Here is a 23,313-nt window from a genome sequence, read left to right on the forward strand (position 1 = left end):
TGCTCCCGACGTTGGCATTGACCAGCGCATCGAGAGGCGAGACTGTCGCATCTCTAACTGGCCCAACTGTCGCATTACTAAATAGCCCTTACAAATAAAGATCGCATAATCTATCTTATGGAACTTACTCCGACGGCGCCGAATTCAGTCTCGGCAATCAGGCAGGACCGCGCCATGCCGGAGACCGTGCATGCGCTCATCCTTGGTTTTTAGACGTAGACCCATGTTGTAAAGCTCCGGATTGCTCCCCGCAAAAGCGGATTGGACTACAGCCTCCTTAAAGCCCATGCCGCATGATCTGAACCAGGCGGAGCAGCATCGTGTCGCAGGCTTCCATTTGGGCCATCTCGATATATTCGTCGGCCTTGTGGCCCTGGGCCATATCGCCTGGACCGCAAATGGCGGCAGCCATGCCTAGTTCGGTATGGAAAAGCCCCGCTTCGGTGCCGAAGGCGACCTTGAAAGGGTCCTTGCGAACCCCAAGCCGGCGCAGCAGGTTCACGATTTCCGAATCCTCGGGAGTGTCGAGGCCAGGATAGGCGTTGATCTCCTTGATCTTGACCACTGCCTCGGGAAATTCGTCCAGTAGCGGGGCCGCGATGGCCTCGGCGCCTTCGGTGATCCGTGCGACGATTTCCCTTGGGTCATCGGCTGCAAGGTTCCTGATCTCGAAATCCACCTCGCAGCATTCAGGAACGATGTTGAGCGCGCTGCCGCCACGCATCACCCCCGCGTGGATGGTGCTGTAGGGAATGTCGTAGGCATCGTCCCTCGTTCCGGACATCGCCAGACGATGCTGCTCGCCGCGCAGGACACCAATGAAATCCGCTCCCAGATGCAACGCATTGAGCGCCCGGGGGGCGAGCGCGGAGTGACCGGCGCGACCGGTGCAGCAGGCTCGCAGCGCCAGCTTGCCCTTGTGCCCGGTGGCGATCCGCATCCCCGTCGGCTCCCCGACGATGCAGAGAAACGGCCGGGATTGCCGCGTCTTCAGGTTTGCCAGAAGGTCGCGCACGCCCACGCATCCGATTTCCTCGTCATAGGAAAGCGCCAGATGCAGCGGCGTGCGCAATGGCAGCGCCGCAGCCTTCAGGGAAGCCGATATGGCCGCCGCCACGAAGCCCTTCATGTCCGTGGTACCCCGGCCATAAAGTTTGCCGTTTTCCGAATGCAGCCGAAAAGGATCGCGGCTCCAGGCCTGGCCCTCCGTCGGCACCACATCGGTGTGCCCCGAGAGAACGACACCCTTCCCCTCTTTCGGACCAACGGTCGCAAACAGATTGGCGCGGCTGCCGTCCGCGCTTTCCGCGAGCTCCCATGCAATCCCCGCGCCGTCGAGCAAGCCCGTCACATAGGCGATGAGATCCCGATTGGAGGAGCGGCTGACCGTTGGAAAGGAAATCAGCCGATCAAGGATTTCAAGGGTGGTTGTCACGCGGAAGCCTCCATTCGCGACAGCAGGAGTTTGGCACGCCAGAGCGCCAGCCGTATCCTCGCGCCGTCCGCGTGAAGTGTCCTACCGCAAGCAAGGACAAACGGAATTACGCGTTTCCGACCCATTGATGAGCCTCAGCCTAATCGGCCCGAGCCTTATACCCACGAAAGCCTTGAAACGGCCCCTTCCCTGCTCCCGGCGTCGGCATGATGAGATGCGCAGGTGCGGTTTAGGAGGAGACTAAGCAAGGCTGAACGAAATCATATTTTTCGCGGGAAGGCGGCTCCAATACACCAGTCTGTACATGCCGGGCGATGCGCCGGATGCAACATGGCACAGGAAAAGGACGCCAATGTCATTGGAACGGATACACACGCTGGTTGTGGGAGGCGGCCAGGCCGGCATCGCGATGAGCGAGCATCTGAGCAAGCAGGGAATAGAACATCTGGTGCTCGAACGCGACCGGATAGCGGAAAAATGGCGGACAGGCCGCTGGGATTCGCTGGTTGCGAACGGCCCCGCCTGGCACGACCGCTTTCCGAACCTCACCTTCGATGACATCGACCGGAATTCCTTCGCCAGCAAGGACCGGATCGTCCGGTATTTCGAGGACTACGCAAAGCAGATCGAGGCGCCGATCCGCTGCGGGGTCGAGGTGAAGGCGGTCACGGAAAAGGCCGACGGCTCCGGTTTTGTGGTCGAGACCTCAGAAGGCACGATCGAGGCCGTCAACGTCGTCGCCGCGACCGGCCCCTTCCAGCGCCCGGTTATTCCGGCAGTCGTTCCGGAGGAAACCGGCATATTCCAGATCCACTCGAACGAATACCGCAACCCGCAACAGCTGCCGGAAGGCGCGGTCATCGTGGTCGGCGCGGGTTCGTCAGGGTCGCAGATCGCCGACGAAATGCTCCGCTCGGGGCGCGAGGTCTATCTGGCGATCGGCCCGCATGACCGTCCTCCCCTTCGCTATCGCGGCAAGGATTTCTGCTGGTGGCTCGGCGTCCTCGGCCAGTGGGACAAGAAGACCCCGGACCCCTCCACCGAACACGTCACCATTGCCGTCAGCGGCGCGCATGGCGGCCACACGGTGGATTTCCGTCGCTTCGCCGAGCGCGGCATGAAGCTTCTGGGCAAGGCGGAGCGATATGAAAGCGGCGTCCTGCACATCGCACCCGATCTGGCGCAGAACATCGCGGCGGGCGACGCGAGCTATCTGTCCATCATGGATGCGGCGGACGCCTATGTGGCGGCCAATAGTCTGGATTTCCCCGAGGAGCCTGAAGCGCGCCTCATCGGCCCTTCGCCCGACTGTGTAACAAACCCGATCCTCAGCATCGACCTGACCCAAGCCAATATCAAGTCCATCGTCTGGGCAACCGGATATGCACTGGATTTCAGCTGGATCAAGGCCGGCAAGTTGGATGACAAAGGGCGACCGTTCCATGACCGCGGCGTGACCCATACGCCCGGTCTCTATGTCCTGGGCCTTGCCTGGCTTTCCCGTCGGGCGTCGCCCTTCATCTGGGGCGTCTGGCACGATGCCGAATATCTCGCAGATCACATCGCACAGCGCCAAATGGTCCTCCCAAGACAAGCTCAGCGATGACGGGCAGCGCAGACGGCAACTGATCACGTTGCCGTCTGCGCTCAAGGCAATTCATCACTTTTCAGAACAAACGAAATAGCCGCACGTGGAACTCCGCGTGCGGCTTTCCCGATCTATATACCCTGTTATCAGCGAACGGCGCGAACCGCAGAGGGCGCCCAGGCGACACCAACTTCCGTGCCGATCGGCGCGATATCGGCGCCGGCCGGCTGACGCACGATCACGGTCTTGCCGGATTTCAGCGTGACGATGAGGCGGCTTTCCGCGCCGGCATAGACGGTCTCGCTGACTGTGCCGGATAGGAAGCCTTCGGCTGCGCCGGTCAGAGTCACGTGTTCGGGCCGGACAAGCAGGCTCTCACCCGACTGCAACCCGGGCGCCGGGATCGTACCCTCATTGGTTCTCAACATGCCATCGGCGATAGTGCCGTCGAAAATGTTCGAAAGACCGATGAATTCGGCCGAGAAGCGGTTCGCGGGAGACTCGTAGACTTCATGCGGCGTGCCGATCTGGGCGATGAAACCATCGTTCATCAGGCAGATGCGATCGGACAGCGCCAGCGCCTCTTCTTGGTCGTGAGTGACAAAGATGATCGTCGCACCGGTCTCGCGGTGAATGCGCTTGATTTCCATCTGCATGGTCTCGCGCAGCTTGCGGTCGAGCGCGCCGAGCGGCTCGTCCATCAGGATGACGCCCGGGCGGTAGACGAGGCAGCGGGCGAGCGCCACGCGCTGCTGCTGGCCGCCTGAAAGCGCCTTCGGCAGACGGTCGGCGGCATGGCCGAGATTGACCATGTCCAGCACCTCGGCGACGCGCTTGTCGATGTCGGCACCGGCAATCTTGCGCATCCGCAGCGGGAAGGCGATGTTTTCCTTGACTGTCAGATGCGGGAACAGTGCGTAGTTCTGGAAAACGACGCCGATGTCGCGCTGGTTGACGGGCAGGTTCGTCTCGTCGCGTCCGTCGATGAACAGGCTGCCAGCGGTCGGGTCCACCAGCCCGCAGATGATCTGCAGGAGCGTGGTCTTGCCCGATCCGGAGGGGCCAAGCAGGGTCAGGAGTTCTCCGGCGCGCACATCAAGGTCGATCGCCTGCAGAACAGTGGTCTGGCCGTAGTTCTTCTTGATGCCTTTGACGCTGAGCTTGACCGTGTTTGCGGCCTGCGGCGAGAACTGCGATTGGGTTGGTATCTGAGACATCCGGTAATTCCAGTGATAGGTCGGGTCAGCGCGGACGGGCGCGTTCGGCAGCGACGAAGACGATGGTGACGACGGCAAGGATGATCACCGATGCGGCTGCAAGCGTCGGGCTCACCTGCAGGAGGACGTCGTCCCACATCTGTTTCGGCAAGGTCTGGCGCACGCCGCCGCCGACGAAAAGCGCGATGGTCAGTTCCTCGAAGGAATGCAGGAAGCCGAACAGGAAGGCCGCAACGACGCTTCCCTTGATGATCGGCCAGGTGACCTTGCGGATCGTGTCCGTTTTCGTTGCCCCGAGTGTCGCCGCGGCATGGTCGAGACGCCAGTCGTAGCTCTTGAACGTCGTCAGGATGATGACGAAGACAACGGGCAAGGCGGTTAGCGTATGGCCGAGCGCGATGCCGGCATCGGTCGCGACGAGGCCGATCTGGGCGAATAGATAGAAGAGCGCCACGGCGATGACGATGTTGGGGATGATCATCGGCAGCATGAACAGAAGGAAGGCGAGATTGCCCACCCGGCTGGTGCTGCGCGCCACGCCGAAGGCGGCAATGCTGGAAATGGCCGAGGCCAACAGGGCCGAGACGATCGCGATTGCAAAAGAGCGCATCGTCGCCCCCGTCCAGTTCGGCGAACTCCAGTAGGTTTCGAACCAGCGCAGCGAATAACCCCGCGGCGGAAACTCCAGGAAGCTCGAGCTGCCGAAGGCCATCGGCACGAAGATCAGAACCGGGACGAGAAGCATCACCATCACGGCGACGCAGAAGGCGGTCAACAGCCAGTCGCGCCGCCTGAAGCCCGGCACCTTGTCGAAGACCGCGGCGAGAAGATCGGTCGCCCATGCGAGGCCGGCGATCAGGAGCCGGCCAAGCCGCGCAAACATGCCATTCGAATTCCGGTCGCTACGCTCGCCCGAGACGGCGGAAATGCCGAAAGCGCGATCGTAGACGAGGCAGATCGCAAGGGTTACCACCAGCAGCATGACGGCGATGGCGCCCGCCAGCTGCCAGTTCAGCAATTGCTGGACCTGAGTGATCAGCAATTGGCCGATGACCGTTTCGCGCGGGCTTCCCAGCAGTGCCGGCGTGATGAAGAAGCCGAGTGAACTGATGAAGACGAGCAGGCCGGCAGCGGCAACACCCGGCATGGACAGCGGGAAAACCACCCGCCAGAAAGCCTGGCCGCCGGAAGCGCCGAGCGTCTTGGCTGCACGGGCCAGACCGAAATCGATGCTGAGAAGCGTCGGCAGCATGGTCAGCGCCGCCAGCGGCAGCATGGTGTGCGCCATGGCAAAGACGACGACACCGCGACCGTAGAGCAGGTCGACGGGACCGCCCATGCCAAGACCCGTGAGGATCTGCGAAAGCACGCCGCGACGGGACAGCAGCACCATCCAGGCGAAGTTCTTGAGGAGCGCGCTCATCCAGAACGGCAAAAGCACGAGCCACATGACCACGCGCCGTCGCGTTTCCGGCATGCGGGCCAGCCAGTAGGCCAGCGGATAGCCGACCAGCAGACAGGCGATCGTCGTCTGTATGGCGACCGAAAACGTGTTGACCAGCACCTGCACATAGATACCGGCGCCGAACATCTGGCGATAGGTCTCGAAGCTCAGGTTGCCCAATGCGTCGCGGAACGACAGGAACATCAGGCCCGCCGCCGGCACGATGAGAAGCAGAATAAGGTAAAGAATGCCCGGACCTGCAAGCCAGATCGGATCGAGCTTGAAGCGACGGGCGCTGGGGATTTGCCGTTCGGCCATTTCGTCAGTCTCTGGTAGGTCGGTCTCCGGCGAGTTTTGCGAGCCGCGCGCAAGCCGGAACCGGTGGTCTATCGAACGGGCGCGATGCCGATCTCTCTATATTATTTCGGCGCGGATACCCACTGCACCCGCGCCGACCGGATACTCTATCTGGAAGGAGGTTTCCTAACGCAAGCGCCTCAGCTCAGCATCCACTTTTCGAAACGCTCGGTGAGCGCGGTCTGGTTCTTGCCCCAGTAGTCGGCATTCAGCGGGCGCAGACCCTTGACGTTTTCAGGCGCGGTCGGCAGCAGCTTGGCGCGTTCGGCCTTGATGTACTGGTAGGACTTCACGTTCGCCGGGCCGCAGGCCAGGATGTCCGTGTATTTTGCCTGACGTTCGGCGTTCATGCAGTATTCGACGAACTTGTTGGCAAGCTCGGTGTTCGGCGTGCCAACCGGGATCGTCCAGCCGTCGATATTGTAGAAGCCCTGGCCCCAGGCGAGCGATACCGGAGCGCCGTCATCGATTGCGGTCTGGGCGCGCGTGCTCCAGATGCTCATCAGGTCCAGTTCGCCGCTCTGGATGAGCTGCGTCGACTGGGCGCCGGTCGTCCACCAGACATCGACGTGCTTGCGGATCTTGTCGAGGCTCTTGAAGGCGCGGTCGACGTCGAGCGGATAGAGCTGCTCCATCGGAACGCCGTCTGCGAGAAGCGCCAGCTCCATGGTGAGGACCGGGCTGCGCCAAAGGCCGCGACGGCCCTTGAAGGCTTCGACATTCCAGAAGTCCTGGAAGTTCTTCGGGCCCTTGTCTCCAAACGTGTCCTTGCGATAACCGAGCGCCAGCGCGAAGACGGCGACGCCGGCGAATTCGTCTGTAATGGAGCCGGCCACATAGTTTTCCGGATCGGCGACCTTGATCTTCAGCTTCTGCATGTATTCGCCGCCGAGCGCCTTCATCCGGAAGACATGCTCGGGCGTCATCATGCAGACGTCGAACAGGTTCGTCTTGGTGTCGACGACCATCTTGTACTGCGGGATGGGATCCGGACCGTTGGTCGTCACGCTGATCTTGACGTTGTTCTCTTTTTCAAAGCTCTCATAGAAAGCCGCGCGAAAACCCTTTTCGAAAGCGCCGCCCATGTCCTGAATCTTCAAGACTTCGGCGCCGAAAGCGCCCTTGGTGAAGATGGCGGGAGCGGTCAGCGCGGTCGCGGCGCCGGCGCCTACCTTGAGCAGGTTGCGGCGCGTCACGTTAAACTTCGTGGCCATATTGGTTCCCCTTTAGATAGCCTGTTACAGCTTCAACAAGCCACCGGCGGCTGCTTGTGTAAATTATTTATTTCAGGCGTTCTGGTTAGGGGTGCCCTAATCGGCATCGGCCCCAAGAACACCAAAGGCCCGCGCGTGCGCGGGCCTCGTGCAGACGGCCGAGATGAAGCCTTCAGGCCATCCGGCGTTCCTGCTCTTCCATTTCCCGGTTGATGTCCACGATCAACGCATCGATGTCCGCCCGCGCGAAGGATTTGCGCAGTCGGCGGTCGAATGTCGTGAAGATACCGAAGAACGAGTTTGCGCAATGCTCCAGCATCCGGTCCGCATCTTCTGCGCCGATCGCCAGCTGCTTCTGCAGGAAGGCACCGAACATCCTGCGGGCGATGGGATTGGCAAGCACGAAGACCGGCTGCGTGTCCCAGGCGATCCGCCTGTGCTCCGAAACGGAAGCTCTCGTCCGCAACGGGGCTTCCAACCGGATATCGCGGGAGGAGGCCGCGACTTCAAGGACAACCATGTCCTCGTCCAGCGCCCAACGTTGACGTGCCGTATCGTAGGCGCAAAGGTCCTCGGCCGGAATTGCGATCGCAACCCTGCGGCTCTCGCCGGGTTTCAACGCGACCTTGGCGAATGATTTCAGCTCACGTACCGGACGGATAAGACGCGGCGCCCCGTAGCGAGCATAGACCTGCGCGACTTCCTTGCCTTCACGGAGGCCGGTATTGGTCAGAGTGAAGCTGATCGTCACCGTTTCACCGAGGTGCAATTCGTTCCTGTCGAGCTGCACATCGGAATAGGCGAACTGGGTATAGCTCAGACCGTGGCCGAAGGGGAAAAGCGGCTCGATCTTGCGTGCGTCGTACCAGCGATAACCGACATGGACGCCCTCGCTATAGACGTGGCGGCCGTTTTCACCCGGATAGGTGAGATAGGCCGGCATGTCTTCCATGCGTTTGGGGAACGTGGTCGTCAGCTTGCCGCTCGGGTTGACGCGACCGAAGAGCACGTCGGCGATACCGCCACCCATGGCCTGGCCGGAGAAGAAGATCTCGATCACGGCCGGAACCTTGTCGACCCACGGCATGACGACGGCATCCGGGCTCGCAACCACGACGACGGTATTCGGATTGGCGGCCACGAGCCGCTCCACGAGTTCGTCATGGCCGGGCGCGAGCGCCAGCGTGCGGCGATCGGAACCTTCGCCGTCATAACCGTTTTCGTTGTTGACGAAGACGAGGACCATGTCGGCGCCGGCGACACCGGCTTCCGCTTCGGCAATCAGCCCGGCGCGTTCCGCCTCGATCTCGCTGGTGCCGCGGAACGTGGCGATCTCGATGTCGCTGCCGGCGAGCTTGAGGATTTCCTCGAGTGGGACGTCGACGGAAGTCGGCATGGTGGTCGCGCAGCCCGAACCCTGGATGACCGGCACGCCCGCACCCTCGCCGACGACAGCAATGCGCTTGACCCTGGAGGGCTCGATCGGCAGCAAGTCGCCCTCGTTCTTGAGTAGGACGACCGATTCCGCCGCCATCTTGCGGGCCAGGGCGTGGTGTTCGGCGCGATCGAATGTGATGGAGCGGTTTTCGCCGAGTTTTGCCAGGCGCACGAGCTTCAGCACCCGTTCGCAGGCCGTGTCCACCACAGCGCGCTCGACCTTGCCGGCGCGAATGGCTTCCAGCAGGTCGGCCTTGCGGGTGCCGCTTTCCGGCATGTCCAGCTCGTTGCCTGCGATCAGCGAGGCCGGCCGGTCCTTGATGCCGTGCCAGTCGGAGACGACGAGACCATCATAACCCCAGTCCTCGCGCAGGACCTGATTGAGCAGCCACGGATCCTCGGCGGCCTGAACGCCGTTGAGCCGATTGTAGGAGCTCATCACCGTCCAGGGATTGCTTTTCTTGATCGCCCGCTCGAAGCCCCGGAGATAGATTTCGCGCAGCGCGCGCTCTTCCACGACCGAATCCATCGAGGTGCGCTCGACCTCGGAATTGTTGCAGGCGAAGTGCTTCAACGAAGCGCCGACGCCATTCTCCTGCAGGCCATTGATGACACCGGCGGCGAAATCGCCGGAGAGGATCGGATCCTCGCCATAGTACTCGTAGGAGCGGCCGCCGAGCGGCGTGCGGCGGATATTGATGCCCGGACCGAGCAGAAGATGAACGCCGAATTCCTGGCACTCCTTCGCCAGCGCCTCGCCGAGTTGGCGGGCCAGATCGACATCCCAGGAGCAGCCGAGGCTGGAGCCGTTCGGGAAACAGGTCGCGAGCTTCATCTGACCCCAGGCGATCTGCACATGGTCGGCACGCTGGTTGACGACGGAGAGAAACGCATCAAAATCCTGGCCGCCGGCCTCATCGCCATCGATCTGAGGAATGGAGTAACGCACGCCATAGGTGCCGTCGGTCATCACGATGCGCGGGATGCCGAGGCGCTCGATGGACTCCGTCTTCCACATGCGATGGCCGGCCAGAAGCGCAACCTTTTCCTCATCCGTCGTTTCGGCAACAAGTTCTGCAAACCTGCCGTCCATCAGTCTTTCATAGGTCAATTCATGTCTCCGGATGATGCGTTTCTGGCGCCTGCAGCGGATCGGCGCGGCGAGGAAGGATATGGTCCAGGATGACCTTCGCATCGCTTATATAGCGGGGAAAGAAATCATTTCCGAAGCGAGGCTTCACCAAAAGCTTGGCATGATCAGGTCACGGAACGGCGGCGGTCGAGAAGCGGCGCCGTCATCCCCGGAATGTAGGCGTCGGAGACGAACGACTTGCAGTGTTGCTCGAAGGCTTCGAGAAGTCTCGACTTGCGCCCGCTTTGCAGAGAAATGACGCCGATCACGACCGGCTTGTGCTCCCCCGACAAGGGCACCCTGGTGACCGGGCGGCCATCCATCGCCAGTTGCGATTTCGGCCGGACGTTGGCGAGCGTATAGCCATAACCGTTGGCGACCATCGTCCGGATGACGTCCTGATGGGTGGAGCGCGTTGCGATGGTCGGCTCGAGCCCCTGTTTCGCGAACAGGTCGAGGAAATATTGCCGGCTGAGCGGCAGATCGAGCAGGATCAACGGTTCCGAAACCAGCTTCTCCAAAGCGATCGACGAGAGGCGGGCGAAGGGATGGGCCTCACCGACGAGGACATGCGGCGGAAGGCTGGCGAGCGGCAGGAAGTCGAACCCTTCGGGGACGAGAAGATCATAGCTCAGGACGATATCGAGCTCCGCCCTTTGAAGCTTGTCGAGCAGCCCTTCGTGATCGCTGACAGTCTGCACGATCCGCGTGGCGGGAAAGGCGGATGTGAAGGAATGCGACAGTTCCGGCATGATCATCGGCGCGAAGGTGACCATGCAGCCCAGCGAGATCTGGCCGCGGACCTTGTCGTTGACCTCCGAAGCCACCGTATACATGTGCTCTGCCTGATCGACGAGACGCTTCGCCTCGGTCAGCAGCACGCGTCCGGCCGGTGTCAGCGAAAGGCCTTTCGCATGGTGACGGACAAAGAGCTGGGTCTCCAGCTCTTCCTCCAGATGGGTAATGGCCGTAGAGATGGAGGGCTGCGATATATTGAGCCGCTCCGACGCCAGCGTGATGCTGCCGGTTTCCGCCGTCGCGATGAAATACTCGATCTGCCGCAAGGTATATCTCATGCCACTCGCTTATATCGGCAAACGCTCAACAAACAAGCACGACCGAAACGGCTATTCGTCTCCCGGCACGCCGAAGGACGGAGCCGCCTCGGGCGCGACCGCCCTGCGCACGTAGTCCTCCATCTGCGGCTCGTAGACCCGCCAGATTTCGAACAGCTTTTCGATCGGTTGCTCGGACCAGTCGACCCTCAGGTCGACGACCGGCCAATCCAGTTCCCGCGCGACCTTTACGCCGGCCGAATAGACGGGACCCGCCTCGCCGCCGGCATCCTGTCCGGCCTTCAGCGCCACCATAAGCCTTTCGGCGAGAAAGCCACGGCTCTGCTCGAAAGCCTCGACCATGGCCGACAGGACGAACCGGTCCATCAGCAGATTGCCGGCGGCAATGCAGTCCTGCCCTTCCGCGATGCCGTGAACGCCAAGAGCACCCTTGCCCGAAAAAGCGGCCGTCGCACCACTCCGGTCGATGACCGCGATCTGGCGGAAATCCGCAAATGGGGTGGAGGCGACAAGCGCGCCCCTGACCTGTGCAGCCGATCGTCCGCCGGCAAGCAGCTCCAGCCCAAGCAGGCCAAGTGAGGGATCGGTGACGTTCTGGCTGGTGATTACGCCCGCGCCCGCCTTGACATGCGCGCAGCGGGCCGCGACCGCAGGCGAAGACGACGAGATGGCGATGCCGAACGCACCCGTTTCGCTGCAGCGGGCCGAGATGGAAAAGGTCATGACGCGATCCGCTTATTCTTCATCGGGAATGACGGCGATGGCATCCACCTCGACCAGCCATTCCGGGCGGGCGAGCGCCGACACGACGATGCCGGTCGAGACCGGGTAGACGCCCTTCAGCCACTTGCCGACCGTGCGGTAGACCGGCTCGCGGTAACGCGGATCGATGATGTAGATCGTGATCTTGCAGATATGCTCCAGCTTGGAGCCGGCTTCTTCCAGCAGCATCTTGATATTGGCCATGGCCTTTTCGGTCTGGCCTTCCGCGTCGCCGATCGCGACGCTTTCGGAAGTGTCGAGATCCTGGCCGATCTGGCCGCGCACGAACACCATGCTGCCCTTGGCGACCACGGTCTGGCACAGGTCGTTGTCAAGCTTCTGCTCCGGATAGGTGTCCTTGGTGTTGAACTGGCGGACACGCTTGTGAACGACCATCGTGCGATTTCCTTGTTCTGGCAGATTACGTTTCCGCGACTGTATCGCCGCCACGCCGTGGCTTGGAAAATAGAGATTTCCGGTGCGCTGGTTTGTATAAACCGAGGCAAGCGCAAACTGCTCAGGGCAGGCTGAATCAGCGGACGAGGAAGCCGTGTTTCATGGGATCGTCCCGGTCGAGGAACCAGTTGCACTGGCCATAAATATACGCGCTGCCGGACACTTCCGGCACCACGGCCTTGAAGCGGCCAACCGTTGCCTCACCGATCACCCTCCCCCGCATGACGGAACCGATGATCGATTCATTGACCAGCCAGCCATTGTCCGGCATGGCGGATTGCGCATGCAGCAGCGCGACACGTCCCGCCGTTCCCGAACCGGTCGGGGAGCGGTCCACCTGGCGATCCGCGAAAATGCAGCAGTTGGCCTGCGTCGATCCGGCTTGCGCCGGCGCTCCGTGGATGATCGTGCCGTATATATGATTGAGTTCGGGAATGTCGGGATGCACCACAGGATAGGCCGCGTTGGCCGCCTTCTTGACCTCCGCGCCGAACTGGATCAGCCGTTCGACATTGTCCGGCCGGATATCCAGCCCATGCGCCCGACCGTCGGTATAGAAATAAAATGCGCCGCCAAAAGCGATATCCCCCTCCACCCGGCCGAAGCTTGGTGTCTCGACGCTGGCATTGGCGACATAGACGAAGGAGGGAACGTTGACGAAGCGTACAGACCGGGCGCGCTGCCCGTCCCATTCGGCAAACGCCTCGATGAAGCCGCAGGGTGCGTCGATCCCGACCCGGGTTTCCGGCACGGCCTGCGGCACCCATCCAAGTTCGACGGCAGCCGTTGCAAGCGCGATGACGCCGTGCCCGCAATGGTCGCTATAGCCCTCGTTGTGAACGAAGATGATGCCGAAATCCGCGCCGTCGGTCACCGGCTCTGTCAGATATCCGGCATACATATCCGCGTGGCCCCGCGGCTCGAAGATGAGCGCTTGCCGCACCTCGTCGAGGTTTTCTTCCACCCACGCCCGGCGCTCGACGATCGTCCTGCCCGGAAAACGCGGCAAGCCGTTCGTCACGATCCGGAACGGTTCTCCACCGGTATGGACTTCCACTGTCGAGATCATCCGCTCGATGTTCATGCTCGTTCTTCCCGGTGGTTATCGGTCAAGATGATAGGAGCGAGCGGTCAGTCTAGTGTACTGGCGACGACGGGCGCAACGATGCCGACGAGCATGGCCAGATAATCGCCGTCCTTATCCTCGAAGAAACCTTCGTCCTGGTGGGAGAGATTGGCCGAGCCGATCACCTTGCCCTCCCAGACGACGGGGATGTTGATCATGCTGTTGATGCCAAGGCGGAAGATAACATCGTAATCGGGAAAATTGACCCGGATATCGGCGGCATTTCGCGAAATGAGGACATTGCCTTCCCCGAACACGACGCGCCCCCAGACGGTATCCTCCCGCTTCTTGCGTCCGCGCGCCGGGTAGGCGACCTTGTCGCTGGAATGCAGCCGCTCGACCGCCTCTCCGTTTTCGACAATGCGGAACAGGGTAAAGAGCTTGTGACCATAGCGCGCCTGAATGATGTCATCCAGAAGCTGCGCAGTTTCCGCGATATCGTTGCGTGCAGTGATGACGGAAACCAGACGTGCGACGTCTTCCAGGACCGGGGCCTTGGTTTTCATGAGGATATGTTCCTTTCAGGATGCTTTGATGGATGTTCCGGCCGGCACGGTTCCGGGCCGCGGAATGACAGGATGATCGTGTGGTTCGGGTATCAGGCCGGTCACCCTGAACCGCAGCACGATGAGAAGGGTCGCGCTGAGGAATAGCTCGCGGATCGCGGCGCCCTGCGCCGGTGAAATGTAGGGAATAAACGGCACGACGAAGCGCGAGCCTTCGAGAATGAGGATGATGAGGGCGGCCCCGACAACGGCACCCCGATTGTTTCCGACACCGCCGACGAGAAGCGACAGCTTCACGTAGAGCGTGAGCAGCGGCACGAAGAGGTCCGGCGAGATGAACGACGTGTAGTGCGCATAAAGCCCGCCTGCCAGGCCGATGATGCCGGAACCGATGGAAAAGGCCTTCAGCTTGAATGACTGCGCGTTCTTGCCGGCGACGCTGACCACCATGTCGTCATCGCGCACCGCCCGCAAAACACGGCCGAACGGCGAATACGAAATGCGCTGGCAGCAGACATAAAGCCCAAGGAGGACCAGCAGGACAATTCCGAGATAGACGAGGTTGTACTGGAACGGCGTGAGATCGGCCCGGAACGGGCCGGCAATGCCGGAAATTCCGTCGGTGCCATTGGTCAGCCAGATTTCATTGGAAGCGACGATGCGGATCGTTTCGGCAAATCCGAGCGTGACGATCGCCAGGTAATGTTCCTTTAGACGGCGGGTGACCAGTGACAGGACCGCCCCGACGGCCGCCGCAACGATGGCTCCCGCCAGGATTCCGAGCGGGATCGGTATCGCGAATGTCTTGGTCAGGATCGCGCTCGTATAGGCGCCTGCCGCGGCCGATCCGACCAGACCCAGGTTGACGAGACCGGCCATGCCCCACATGACGTTGAGACCCAGCGCCATGACCGCATAAATGCCCGCCACGACGCACATGCTGATGATATAGATTTCCATGCTAGTTGGCCTCGCGTCCGAAAAGCCCCTGGGGGCGAAGCGTCAGGATGAGCATGATCGCGATGAAGGCTACGGCGGACTTGTAACTTGCCGGCAACGCGAGAAGCGACAGTTCCTCGGCGATGCCGACCACCAGAGCCCCCGCCACCGCCCCCGGAATACTGCCGAGGCCGCCAACCACGGCTGCGGCGAAAATCGGCAACATTGAACGAAAGCCCGTCAGCGGGTCGATCGATGAATCGAGTCCGATCAGCATTCCGCCCAGACCGGCAAGCCCCATGCCCATGAAGGAGGCAATACGCGCCACGATCCGGGAATCGATGCCCTTGATATCAGCCAGCCGTGGATTGTCGGCCACGGCCCGCATCGCCTTTCCCATGCGGGTGAAGAAAAGAAAGCCGAAGACCAGGGCCATGACGACTATCGACACGGCAAGATTGTTCAATTGCTGCGGGCCGAGGTGAATGCCCCCCACAATGATGTCGCGTGCCAGGGGGAGGTCGTATCCACGCAGGTCGTTTCCGAAGAAAAGACGGACGACGTTCTCCAGTCCGATCGTCAGGGCGAGCGAACCGATGGCCGTCGTGATGACGCCGGCCGACCTGAACGGTTTCAGGATCAGTTCGTCGGTCAGCAGGCCGACGAGCCCGCTGATCAGAAGTGCTATCGCAAGGGACGGCAGTACCGAGAACCCGTAAACGGAATTCGCGACCCAGCCGGCGAATGCGCCGACTGTGGCATGCGAAGCGATCGCAAAATTGGGGAACCGGAGCACGGAATACATTGCCGTCAATCCGATGGCCGGAATGGCGAGAATGCTTCCCGCCATGATCCCGTTCGCAATCAACTGGAGAACGTTCATCTGCTATCCCCGATCAGACGATCTTGATCAATTCGATCTTGCCGCCCTTGGCCGCGCTGTAGCGGAAGCGGCAATCCATGATGTCACCCTTCTCGTTGAAGTCGCAGTTGCCGCTGGCACCGTCATAGTTGACATCCTTGCCCTGCTGCAGAAGCTTCAAGCCTTCAGCCGCCGAATAGACCTTGGTACCACTACCCTGGGAGATCAGGCGAACGGCATCGCGGATATCGGTTCCGACGGCTTTGCCGGATTTCTGGACGGCAAGGAGTGCAAGGCTGATCCAGTCTGTCGCCTGGGCCTCGTAGGAATCCGCTGCCGGGTTGTTCAAACGCTTTTGAACCAGCGAATACGCTTCGCTGCCGACGTCGCTGGATGGCTGTACGGTAATGAGTCCATCGGTAACATCGGCCTGGATGCCCTCTGCCACCTTGCTCGTATAGGCGTAGGATTGCGTGATACGGCCACCCGAATAACCGGCGCGATAGAGATCCTTGAGCAGGACGGTGAGATCCGGCGAATAGCTGTTGAGGTAAATGAAATCGGGCTTGGCCGCGATGGCGCTGTCGATCTCCGAACGGTAGCTCGTCTTGTTCGACTCATAGATCAGCCCCCCGACGAGCGAGGAACCCTTTGCGGTGAGCACGGAGGCGATTTGCTCGCGCATCGTTGCTGCGAACGGGGTCTGAACCGCCACGTAGAACACCTTCTTGGCGCCAATGGACGCGATGTATTCGGCATGCTTGGTCGCCTGCAGCGCGGTGTTCGGCTGCGTGCGAAAGATATAGCCCTGGTGCGGCAGTTGGGTAATCGAGTCCGCGCCCGACACGGTCATCAGGCAGGTCTTGCTCTCCCAGCACACCGGCGCCACGGCCGAAGTAACAGCCGAAGCCCAGGTGCCCATGATCACCGGAACACGATCGACACCGACCAGCTTCTGAGCAGCGCGCACGGCGGCTTCGGGGTTTGTCTGGTCGTCCTCCACGACGAGTTCGATCGACCGGCCGATCACGCCGCCGGCCTTGTTGACCTCTTCGACGACAGCCTGCATCGCCTTGACCATGCGCGGGCCGTCGGAGGCACCGGCGCCGGTCAGCGGCGTCAGGACGCCAAGCTTGATGGCCGTCTCTGCCCGCAGGATGCCGGGAGCGCAAAGGCTGCCGGCGACGATGGCGGATGCGGAAAGAAATTCTCTTCTGTTCATTGCGTTCCCTTTTCTTTGCGTTTGCCGAAGTTTGAATTCTACCCCCCGAGGAACATCCGGTTGATGTCCTCGTTGGCCAGCAGTTCCGGGGACGGTCCCTCGATACTGTTCTTGCCGTCGACCAGGATGTAGGTCCGGTCGGAGATCGCCATGGCTTCGCGCGCATTCTGTTCGACCAGCGCGATCGCCTTGCCCGCATCGCGGAGTTTGCGGATTTCAGCGAAAAGCTCGTCTGCCGCCGCCGGGGAAAGACCCGCGGTCGGCTCGTCGAGCAGGATAAGGCCAGGATCCACCATCAGCGCCATCCCGACCGCCAGCAACTGGCGTTGGCCGCCGGAAAGCGTCCTTGCGAGCTGGGTCTTTTTCTTGAGCAGGATGGGGAAGTGTTTCATGACTTCGTCGGCGCGGGCGCGGAAATGTTTTGGCGCGATGTATCCGCCCATTTCCAGGTTCTCGTAGACGGTCATGTTCCCGAAAACATTGTGCTCCTGCGGCACGAATGCGATCCCGTGGCGTGAGACGTCATGCGGCTTCATGCCGTTGATCGGCGCACCGTCATAGACGATGCTGCCTTCCGAAGGCCGCAGCAGTCCGGCAATCGTTTTCAACAGCGTCGATTTGCCGGCGCCATTGGGACCGACCACGCAGACGATCTCGCGCGCGCCGACGTGAAAGTTGACGCCCTTGAGGATCTGGTCACCGACGGAATAACCAGCGATGACGTTCTCGACGGCCAAGACACTCATTTGCGAGACCCCATGTAAGCGTTCTGCACATCCTTGTTGCCAGCCACGAAATCGAAGGTGCCCTCGATCATCTTTTTGCCGTCGGCCATGACGACGACGTGATCGCAGAGCCGCGAAATCAGGTCCATCTGATGCTCGATCAGCACGATGGTGACGCCTTCCGAGGCGATGGTGACAAGACGTTCGCCAATCTCGCGAACGAGCGACGGATTGACGCCCGCCATCGGTTCGTCGAGCAGCAGCATGGCCGGATCGCGCATCATCGCCCGACCGATTTCCAGAAGCTTCTTCTGCCCGCCGGACAGGTCGGATGCCTTGTTGTCCAGCACATGCGAAAGCCTCAGCCGCTCGGCGATACCGAGCGCCTTGTCGATGAGCTGCTTTTCGCGATCGATGCTCGCCTTGCCCCGCATCAGGGACTGAATGAGGCCCTCGCCCGGCTGATCCGTGCCGTAAAGCATCAGGCTTTCGAAGACGGTCAGCCGCGGAAAACCACGAGCGATCTGGAAGGTGCGCACCAGGCCCCTGCCCGAAATCTCATCCGGCCGCATGCCGTCGATGCGCGTTCCCTGGAACCGGATTTCGCCGCTCGACACCGGAAGCACGCCGGAAATGCAATTGAAGAGCGTCGTCTTGCCGGCACCGTTAGGCCCGATCATGCCGACGATACCGCCTTTGGCGATGGTCAGGTCGACGCCGGACAGGGCGTGCACCCCGCCAAAGTTTCGCGTTACTCCGCTGATTTCCAGCATTTCAACCTCATTGAAGAAAACCGAACCGATCCGTCTGACGTGGTAGCATCGTCTCGAGAGGTCAGTATCGTCGTTTAATGTAGTAGCCTGCCAGAACCGTGATCGAGACGGTCACCGACAACAGGATGAAGGACAGGGCAGCGCCGAATGGCCAGTTTGCCTTGTTCAATATTTCTCCGACGATCATCGGCGACATCATGCGGAACGACGGACCGCCCAAAAGCACCGGCGTCGCATAGGCATTCATCGTCAGGATAAAGGACAGCACGAATGCGGCCAGGATGCCCGGCACGATCTGCGGCAGCTTGACCAGCACGAAGGTCTCGAACGGATTTGCGCCAAGGCTTGACGCCGCATATTCGACATTCTCGTCGAGGCCTTCGAAAACGCTCTGCAAAGTCAGCACCACATAGGGCAGGTTCACCGCGACGATGCCGACGAAGACGGCAAACGGCGTGTACATAAGAAGAAGACCGCCTTCAAAGCGTGTTTTTGTAGAAAGTACCGCCGCGAATGATGGCAGCGAGACTCTCCTCAGGACGGGACAGGATCGCCACGTCCTCCAGCGGATTGCCATTGACGACCAGGAAATCCGCATAGGCGCCTTCCGCAATCACACCAATCCGGTTCTCCATCATGCATAGCTTCGCGGAAACCCTGCTCGCCGAATGGAGGATGTCATGCGCCGACAGAACCTTGGCCCGGATCTCGAATTCCATCGACTGATATTTGTGAAGCTGCCCAAGCAGGTCCGTTCCGAAACCCATCGGCAAACCTGCTTCCTTCATCAGGCGAAGGGATTCCAGGCCACCTGTCCGTACGGTGTCGATCTTGGCTTGGGAATCCGCGCCGAGACCAAAAGCAGCCCCTTCCAGGGCAAGCCCTTCGTAGGCCGCAAGGGTCGGGCAGGCGATCGCACCGGCTTGCGCGGCAAATTTCGCGGTTTCCAGGGTGATGAGGTTGCAATGTTCGAGAGATTTCACACCGCATTCCACCGCGCGCCGGATCGATGCATCGGAATAGGTGTGGGCGGAAACGTAGAGACCGTAATTTTCCGCCTCCTCGACAATGGCGCGGATTTCCTCGCGGGAATATTGCAGCACATGGATCGGATCGTTGGGCGAGGAAACACCGCCGTTCGCCATGATCTTGATGAACTCGGCACCGCCCTTGATCTCCTCGCGGGTTGCGCGTCGAACTTCGTCAACGCCATCGGCGATGCGCCCGAGTGCGCCAAGCGAGGCGGCATGCAATTCGCGCTTGTCGTTGCGGGCGCGGTAATCGCAATGGCCGACGGTTTGGCTCAGCGCTTTGCCGCAGATGACCAGCCGGGGCCCGTCGATCAACCCCTCCTCCACCGCCAGCTTGAGCCCGAGGTCCGCCCCGGCGAGGTCGCGAACCGTGGTAAAGCCGCGCATCAGCATCTCATGCATGATCTTGCGTGCACGCAGCGCGATAAGCGAGGACGGAAGCTCGGCGTTCTTGGCAAGATCGACCAGCGTTGCGATGACATGCACATGTGCGTCAATCAGGCCCGGCATCAGTGTCCGGCCCTTGAGGTCGATGCGCTCCAGACCTGCGGCCTCGATCTTCCGCGTCGAAATACGGACGATGCGGTCGCCTTCGACCTGCACTTCGACGCCATCGAGCAGCACGCCGTTATCGACGTCGAGAACCTTGCCGCCGTGAAGAATGTAACCGTCCATGAAGTCCCTCGTGCGCAATTTTCTTAAAGATAAAAACGATCACGTCTGTTTGTAAATAGCAAAAATCGGAAGAATGCCCTTTTTGGTGCAAATACTGCATCTGCTCACTTATCGGGCAAAATATATTGCAGCTGCACAATCCCACGCCGTAGCCGGCTTCGAGCCCGATCCGATGAACTGAAACCTGGGAGCTCTCACCATCCGCGAAACCGTAGTCGACCTCGCCTCGGCGGTGCGCCCAGCAAGCCTGAACCTGCTCAACCTGTACGACGCACCGGTTATCGAATCTGGCACCGAATTTCCTGTCGACAAGCTGAATACAAGATGCTACCTGATGCCGCGAGGCGATGGCTCGTGCCGAAATTCCGCATGCGCAGCGCCAGCTCAAGGCCCGGCTCAAAAAAAGGAATTTGCGATGAAAGCCAGCATTTTTTCCGGTGTCATTCCGGCTCTGATGACCCCTTGCAAGGATGACCGTACACCCGATTTCGATGCGCTGGTGCGCAAGGGACAGGAACTGATTGCAGCCGGCATGTCGGCCGTCGTCTACTGCGGCTCCATGGGGGACTGGCCGCTTCTGACGGATGCCCAGCGCATGGAAGGCGTGGCGCGCCTGACCGCTGCGGGCATTCCGGTTATCGTCGGAACGGGTGCGGTCAACACGGCTTCCGCCGTCGCGCACGCAGCACATGCGCAGAAGGTCGGCGCCAAGGGCCTGATGGTCATTCCACGCGTCCTCTCGCGCGGTTCGGTGGTCGCAGCCCAGAAATCCCACTTCAAGGCGATCCTGTCCGCCGCTCCGGACCTTCCGGCTGTCATCTACAATAGCCCCTATTACGGTTTCGCGACGCGCGCCGAACTGTTCTTCGGCCTTCGCGCCGAGCACCCGAACCTCGTCGGCTTCAAGGAATTTGGCGGCCCGGCCGACATGCGTTATGCGGCGGAAAACATCACCGGCCGTGACGACGGGGTGTCGTTGATGATCGGCGTCGATACCGCGGTCTTCCACGGATTCGTGAATTGCGGCGCGACCGGCGCCATCACCGGCATCGGCAACGTGCTGCCGAAGGAAGTGATCCACCTGTGCAATCTCTCCCAGGCGGCTGCTCGCGGCGATGTCGATGCACGCCAGCGCGCACTCGAACTGGAACAGGCGCTTGCCGTCCTGTCCTCGTTCGACGAAGGCCCGGACCTGGTGCTCTTCTTCAAGCACATGATGGTGACGAAGGGCGACAAGGAATACACGCTGCACTTCAACGAAACCGACCGCCTTTCTGAAAGCCAGCGCGGTTATGTCGAGACGCAGTTAAACCTGTTCAACACATGGTATGCCGAGTGGAGCAAGCTCCCCGGCGCCGTGCAGGCATACAAGGCCTGAACACGGTCGTGCCAGAAACGAAAAGCCCTCCGATCGGAGGGCTTTTTTGTTTGCGGGCTGCTATCGATCAGGCAACCGCGTCCAGACCGAGCGAAAGCAGCCGGTCAAGCTGTTCGATTTCCGCATCGGCCAGCACGATGCCTTCGGCATCCGCGCGGGCGCGCGCTGCAAAACGCCGCTGCGAGGGAAGGCGTGCGCCCTGGCCGACGATTGCGTCGAACAGAACCTCCGCACGCGAAAACGGATCGCCGGGCCGGCCGGCCGCGAAAGCATGGGGGGACATGGCGATGATGAGCTCGCCATGGAAAGGCGCAAGCGTCGTGGTGCCGAGATAATCGAGAACTTCCGGGCTCGTCAGGTCACCGATCATGATGCCGGCAAGTAGTTCGATCATGGTGCCGATCGCAGATCCCTTATGGCCACCGAAGGTCAGCATGGCGCCGGCCAATGCAGCCTCCGGATCGGTCGTCGGATTGCCGGAGGCATCGAGCGCCCAGCCTTCCGGAAGCGGCTTGCCGGCACGGCGGTGAAGCTCGATCTCGCCGCGCGCGGCGACAGAGGTGGCGAAATCGAAGACATAGGGAAACTGGTTCTGCCGCGGCCATCCGAAGGCGAAGGGATTGGTGCCGAGCAGCGGCCTGCTGCCGCCGGCCGGCGCCACGGTCGCATAGCTGGGGCACATGACCAGCGCCGCAAGACCTTCCCCGGTAACCGCCTCGACCTCCGGCCAGAGGGCCGAAAAATGCGAGCAGTCGTTGATGACCAGCGCGGCAAGACCGAGACGCCGCGTCCGCGCCACAAGTTCCGGCAACCCCAGCTCGAAGGCGGCATTCGCAAAACCGCCGCGCGCATTGACCTTGACGATGGCCGTCTCGTCCCCGGCAAGCAGTTCCGGGATGGCATCAGGCTTTACCTTGCCCGCCTTCACGGTGCGCATTGCCCCCTCGATGCGGTAGATACCATGGGACTTGCAGGCATCCCTCTCTCCCGCTGCAATGACTTTGGCCAATGCGCGTGATTGCGGACCGTTGAGGCCCGCCTTGCGAAAAATGGCCTCTACCCGCTGATAGAGTTCCTTATGAGTGAGCGTCACATGTCCTGTCACGGCAGAAATTCTCCAGTTCGGCATATGCTTGGCAAAGTGCCGTTAAACCTTGTGCCCAAACCGGTCAGCGAACCCATTTCGCCGACGGTTTCGTCGTCAATCGAGGCGCCGGGCAAGCTCATGCCTATCGGCTGTCACCATAGGTCGCGACAAGCATTTCCTTCCATTTGCCAAGCAGGTTTCTCTGCAGCTCCTTGGTAGAATTCGAGCTGAAGCTGCTGTGAAGCGCAATGCCGCGCAGGACGCAAAGGCTGAGCTGGATGAACTCATCCGTTTCAGGCTTCTCCAGCGAGACACCGAGCAGTCTTGCGATTGCCCTGTCGCGGCTCGACGCCCAGCGAACCATGATCTCGCGAACTCCGTTGCCGAGCTCGTCGTCGTTACGGGAAGCCAGCATGATTTCCAGCGACGCGATGTAGTTTTCCGCGTGGAAAAGCTTCTCCCAGAGAAAATCCGTCACCTCGTCCGGCGAGAGCCGCCGCTCGTTATTTTCGATGAACTGCAGCCAATCCGCTTCCCACGAAAAGATGAGATAATGGAATGCGGCAATGATCAGAGCATTCCGGCTGGGAAACTGATGCGTCAGTGCGCCACGCGAGACATTGGCTCTCAACGCGACATCCTCTGTCGAAAACCGGCCGTATCCAACTTCATCCATTGCATCGAGCGCGGCCTTGCAGAGTTTTGTACGCGTTTCCTCCGAGCGTTCGGCCTGGGTTCGCCTAGTTTTTCTGGCCGCTTTTCCGTCCGCTGACATTGGTCCCGGTCGTGCTCCTGATTGACATGCCCGTGGCCCATCTGCCGCGGCGCCCGGAGGAACGGCATAGGCCCACATCTCCATATCGCCTTAGAG

General features: G+C 61.1%; 21 protein-coding genes. 2 read left to right on the plus strand and 19 right to left on the minus strand.

Annotated elements, in window-relative coordinates:
- Positions 1–277: 277 nt before the first annotated feature.
- Entirely contained in the window at positions 278–1,435 is a 1,158-nt protein-coding gene (gene argE, locus J2X76_RS25740; RefSeq protein WP_310220374.1) for an acetylornithine deacetylase, read from the minus strand.
- A gap of 352 nt (positions 1,436–1,787) precedes the next feature.
- Here argE and J2X76_RS25745 point away from each other — a divergent pair, with 352 nt between their 5' ends.
- Entirely contained in the window at positions 1,788–3,041 is a 1,254-nt protein-coding gene (locus J2X76_RS25745) for an NAD(P)/FAD-dependent oxidoreductase (protein WP_310220375.1), read from the plus strand.
- A 128-nt stretch (positions 3,042–3,169) separates the two neighbouring features.
- On the opposite strand, the gene J2X76_RS25750 is transcribed toward J2X76_RS25745, so the two are convergent.
- The 16 genes from J2X76_RS25750 to J2X76_RS25825 all read right to left on the minus strand — a co-directional run bounded on the left by J2X76_RS25750 (position 3,170) and on the right by J2X76_RS25825 (position 19,977).
- Positions 3,170–4,240: an ABC transporter ATP-binding protein gene (locus J2X76_RS25750; protein WP_310220376.1), complete on the minus strand. Its 1,071-nt coding sequence runs from the start codon at positions 4,238–4,240 to the stop codon at positions 3,170–3,172.
- A gap of 25 nt (positions 4,241–4,265) precedes the next feature.
- The gene (locus J2X76_RS25755) at positions 4,266–6,002 is read right to left on the minus strand and encodes an ABC transporter permease subunit (RefSeq protein ID WP_310220378.1); all 1,737 of its coding nucleotides are present in this window, start codon (positions 6,000–6,002) and stop codon (positions 4,266–4,268) included.
- 179 nt (positions 6,003–6,181) lie between these two features.
- Positions 6,182–7,255 (minus strand): ABC transporter substrate-binding protein, encoded by a 1,074-nt coding sequence (locus J2X76_RS25760; RefSeq protein ID WP_113283481.1) that lies wholly within the window; start codon positions 7,253–7,255, stop codon positions 6,182–6,184.
- Between the two features lie 172 nt (positions 7,256–7,427).
- A complete protein-coding gene (locus J2X76_RS25765; RefSeq protein ID WP_405030093.1) occupies positions 7,428–9,785 on the minus strand; it encodes a beta-glucosidase in 2,358 nt (785 codons plus the stop codon).
- Positions 9,786–9,949: 164 nt separating this feature from the next.
- Positions 9,950–10,900 carry a LysR family transcriptional regulator gene (locus J2X76_RS25770; RefSeq protein WP_113127521.1) on the minus strand — a complete coding sequence of 317 codons (951 nt, stop codon included), beginning with the start codon at positions 10,898–10,900 and terminating at the stop codon, positions 9,950–9,952.
- Positions 10,901–10,951: 51 nt separating this feature from the next.
- Positions 10,952–11,623 (minus strand): DUF1028 domain-containing protein, encoded by a 672-nt coding sequence (locus J2X76_RS25775; RefSeq protein ID WP_310220380.1) that lies wholly within the window; start codon positions 11,621–11,623, stop codon positions 10,952–10,954.
- 12 nt (positions 11,624–11,635) lie between these two features.
- On the minus strand, positions 11,636–12,058 hold the full coding sequence (locus J2X76_RS25780) for a RidA family protein (RefSeq protein ID WP_113127519.1): 423 nt from the start codon (positions 12,056–12,058) through the stop codon (positions 11,636–11,638).
- Positions 12,059–12,194: 136 nt separating this feature from the next.
- Positions 12,195–13,202 (minus strand): trans-3-hydroxy-L-proline dehydratase, encoded by a 1,008-nt coding sequence (lhpH, locus tag J2X76_RS25785; RefSeq protein ID WP_310220382.1) that lies wholly within the window; start codon positions 13,200–13,202, stop codon positions 12,195–12,197.
- Between the two features lie 47 nt (positions 13,203–13,249).
- Positions 13,250–13,750 carry a GAF domain-containing protein gene (locus J2X76_RS25790; protein WP_310220384.1) on the minus strand — a complete coding sequence of 167 codons (501 nt, stop codon included), beginning with the start codon at positions 13,748–13,750 and terminating at the stop codon, positions 13,250–13,252.
- Between the two features lie 15 nt (positions 13,751–13,765).
- Positions 13,766–14,710, minus strand: a complete 945-nt coding sequence (locus tag J2X76_RS25795; RefSeq protein ID WP_310220386.1) for a branched-chain amino acid ABC transporter permease — start codon at positions 14,708–14,710, stop codon at positions 13,766–13,768.
- A gap of 1 nt (position 14,711) precedes the next feature.
- On the minus strand, positions 14,712–15,572 hold the full coding sequence (locus J2X76_RS25800) for a branched-chain amino acid ABC transporter permease (protein WP_310220388.1): 861 nt from the start codon (positions 15,570–15,572) through the stop codon (positions 14,712–14,714).
- A gap of 13 nt (positions 15,573–15,585) precedes the next feature.
- Positions 15,586–16,773, minus strand: a complete 1,188-nt coding sequence (locus tag J2X76_RS25805; RefSeq protein WP_310220390.1) for an ABC transporter substrate-binding protein — start codon at positions 16,771–16,773, stop codon at positions 15,586–15,588.
- Positions 16,774–16,811: 38 nt separating this feature from the next.
- Positions 16,812–17,519, minus strand: coding sequence for an ABC transporter ATP-binding protein (locus J2X76_RS25810; protein WP_113127513.1), 708 nt, complete (start codon positions 17,517–17,519; stop codon positions 16,812–16,814).
- Complete coding sequence (locus J2X76_RS25815) at positions 17,516–18,271, minus strand: ABC transporter ATP-binding protein (RefSeq protein ID WP_310220391.1); 756 nt, start codon at positions 18,269–18,271, stop codon at positions 17,516–17,518. Before J2X76_RS25815 ends, J2X76_RS25810 begins: the two co-directional genes overlap by 4 nt.
- Before the next feature lie 61 nt (positions 18,272–18,332).
- On the minus strand, positions 18,333–18,734 hold the full coding sequence (locus J2X76_RS25820) for an ABC transporter permease subunit (RefSeq protein WP_310220393.1): 402 nt from the start codon (positions 18,732–18,734) through the stop codon (positions 18,333–18,335).
- A 16-nt stretch (positions 18,735–18,750) separates the two neighbouring features.
- Entirely contained in the window at positions 18,751–19,977 is a 1,227-nt protein-coding gene (locus J2X76_RS25825; protein WP_310220394.1) for an amidohydrolase family protein, read from the minus strand.
- A 415-nt stretch (positions 19,978–20,392) separates the two neighbouring features.
- On the opposite strand from J2X76_RS25825, the gene J2X76_RS25830 reads away from it, so the two are divergent.
- Positions 20,393–21,355 (plus strand): dihydrodipicolinate synthase family protein, encoded by a 963-nt coding sequence (locus J2X76_RS25830; RefSeq protein ID WP_310220396.1) that lies wholly within the window; start codon positions 20,393–20,395, stop codon positions 21,353–21,355.
- Positions 21,356–21,422: 67 nt separating this feature from the next.
- Here J2X76_RS25830 and J2X76_RS25835 read toward each other — a convergent pair whose 3' ends face one another.
- Positions 21,423–22,460 carry an Ldh family oxidoreductase gene (locus J2X76_RS25835; RefSeq protein ID WP_310220397.1) on the minus strand — a complete coding sequence of 346 codons (1,038 nt, stop codon included), beginning with the start codon at positions 22,458–22,460 and terminating at the stop codon, positions 21,423–21,425.
- Between the two features lie 124 nt (positions 22,461–22,584).
- Positions 22,585–23,295 carry a TetR/AcrR family transcriptional regulator gene (locus J2X76_RS25840; RefSeq protein ID WP_162736402.1) on the minus strand — a complete coding sequence of 237 codons (711 nt, stop codon included), beginning with the start codon at positions 23,293–23,295 and terminating at the stop codon, positions 22,585–22,587.
- Positions 23,296–23,313 lie beyond the last annotated feature (18 nt).

Source organism: Neorhizobium sp. 2083, from assembly GCF_031455615.1.
Classification (GTDB): domain Bacteria; phylum Pseudomonadota; class Alphaproteobacteria; order Rhizobiales; family Rhizobiaceae; genus Neorhizobium.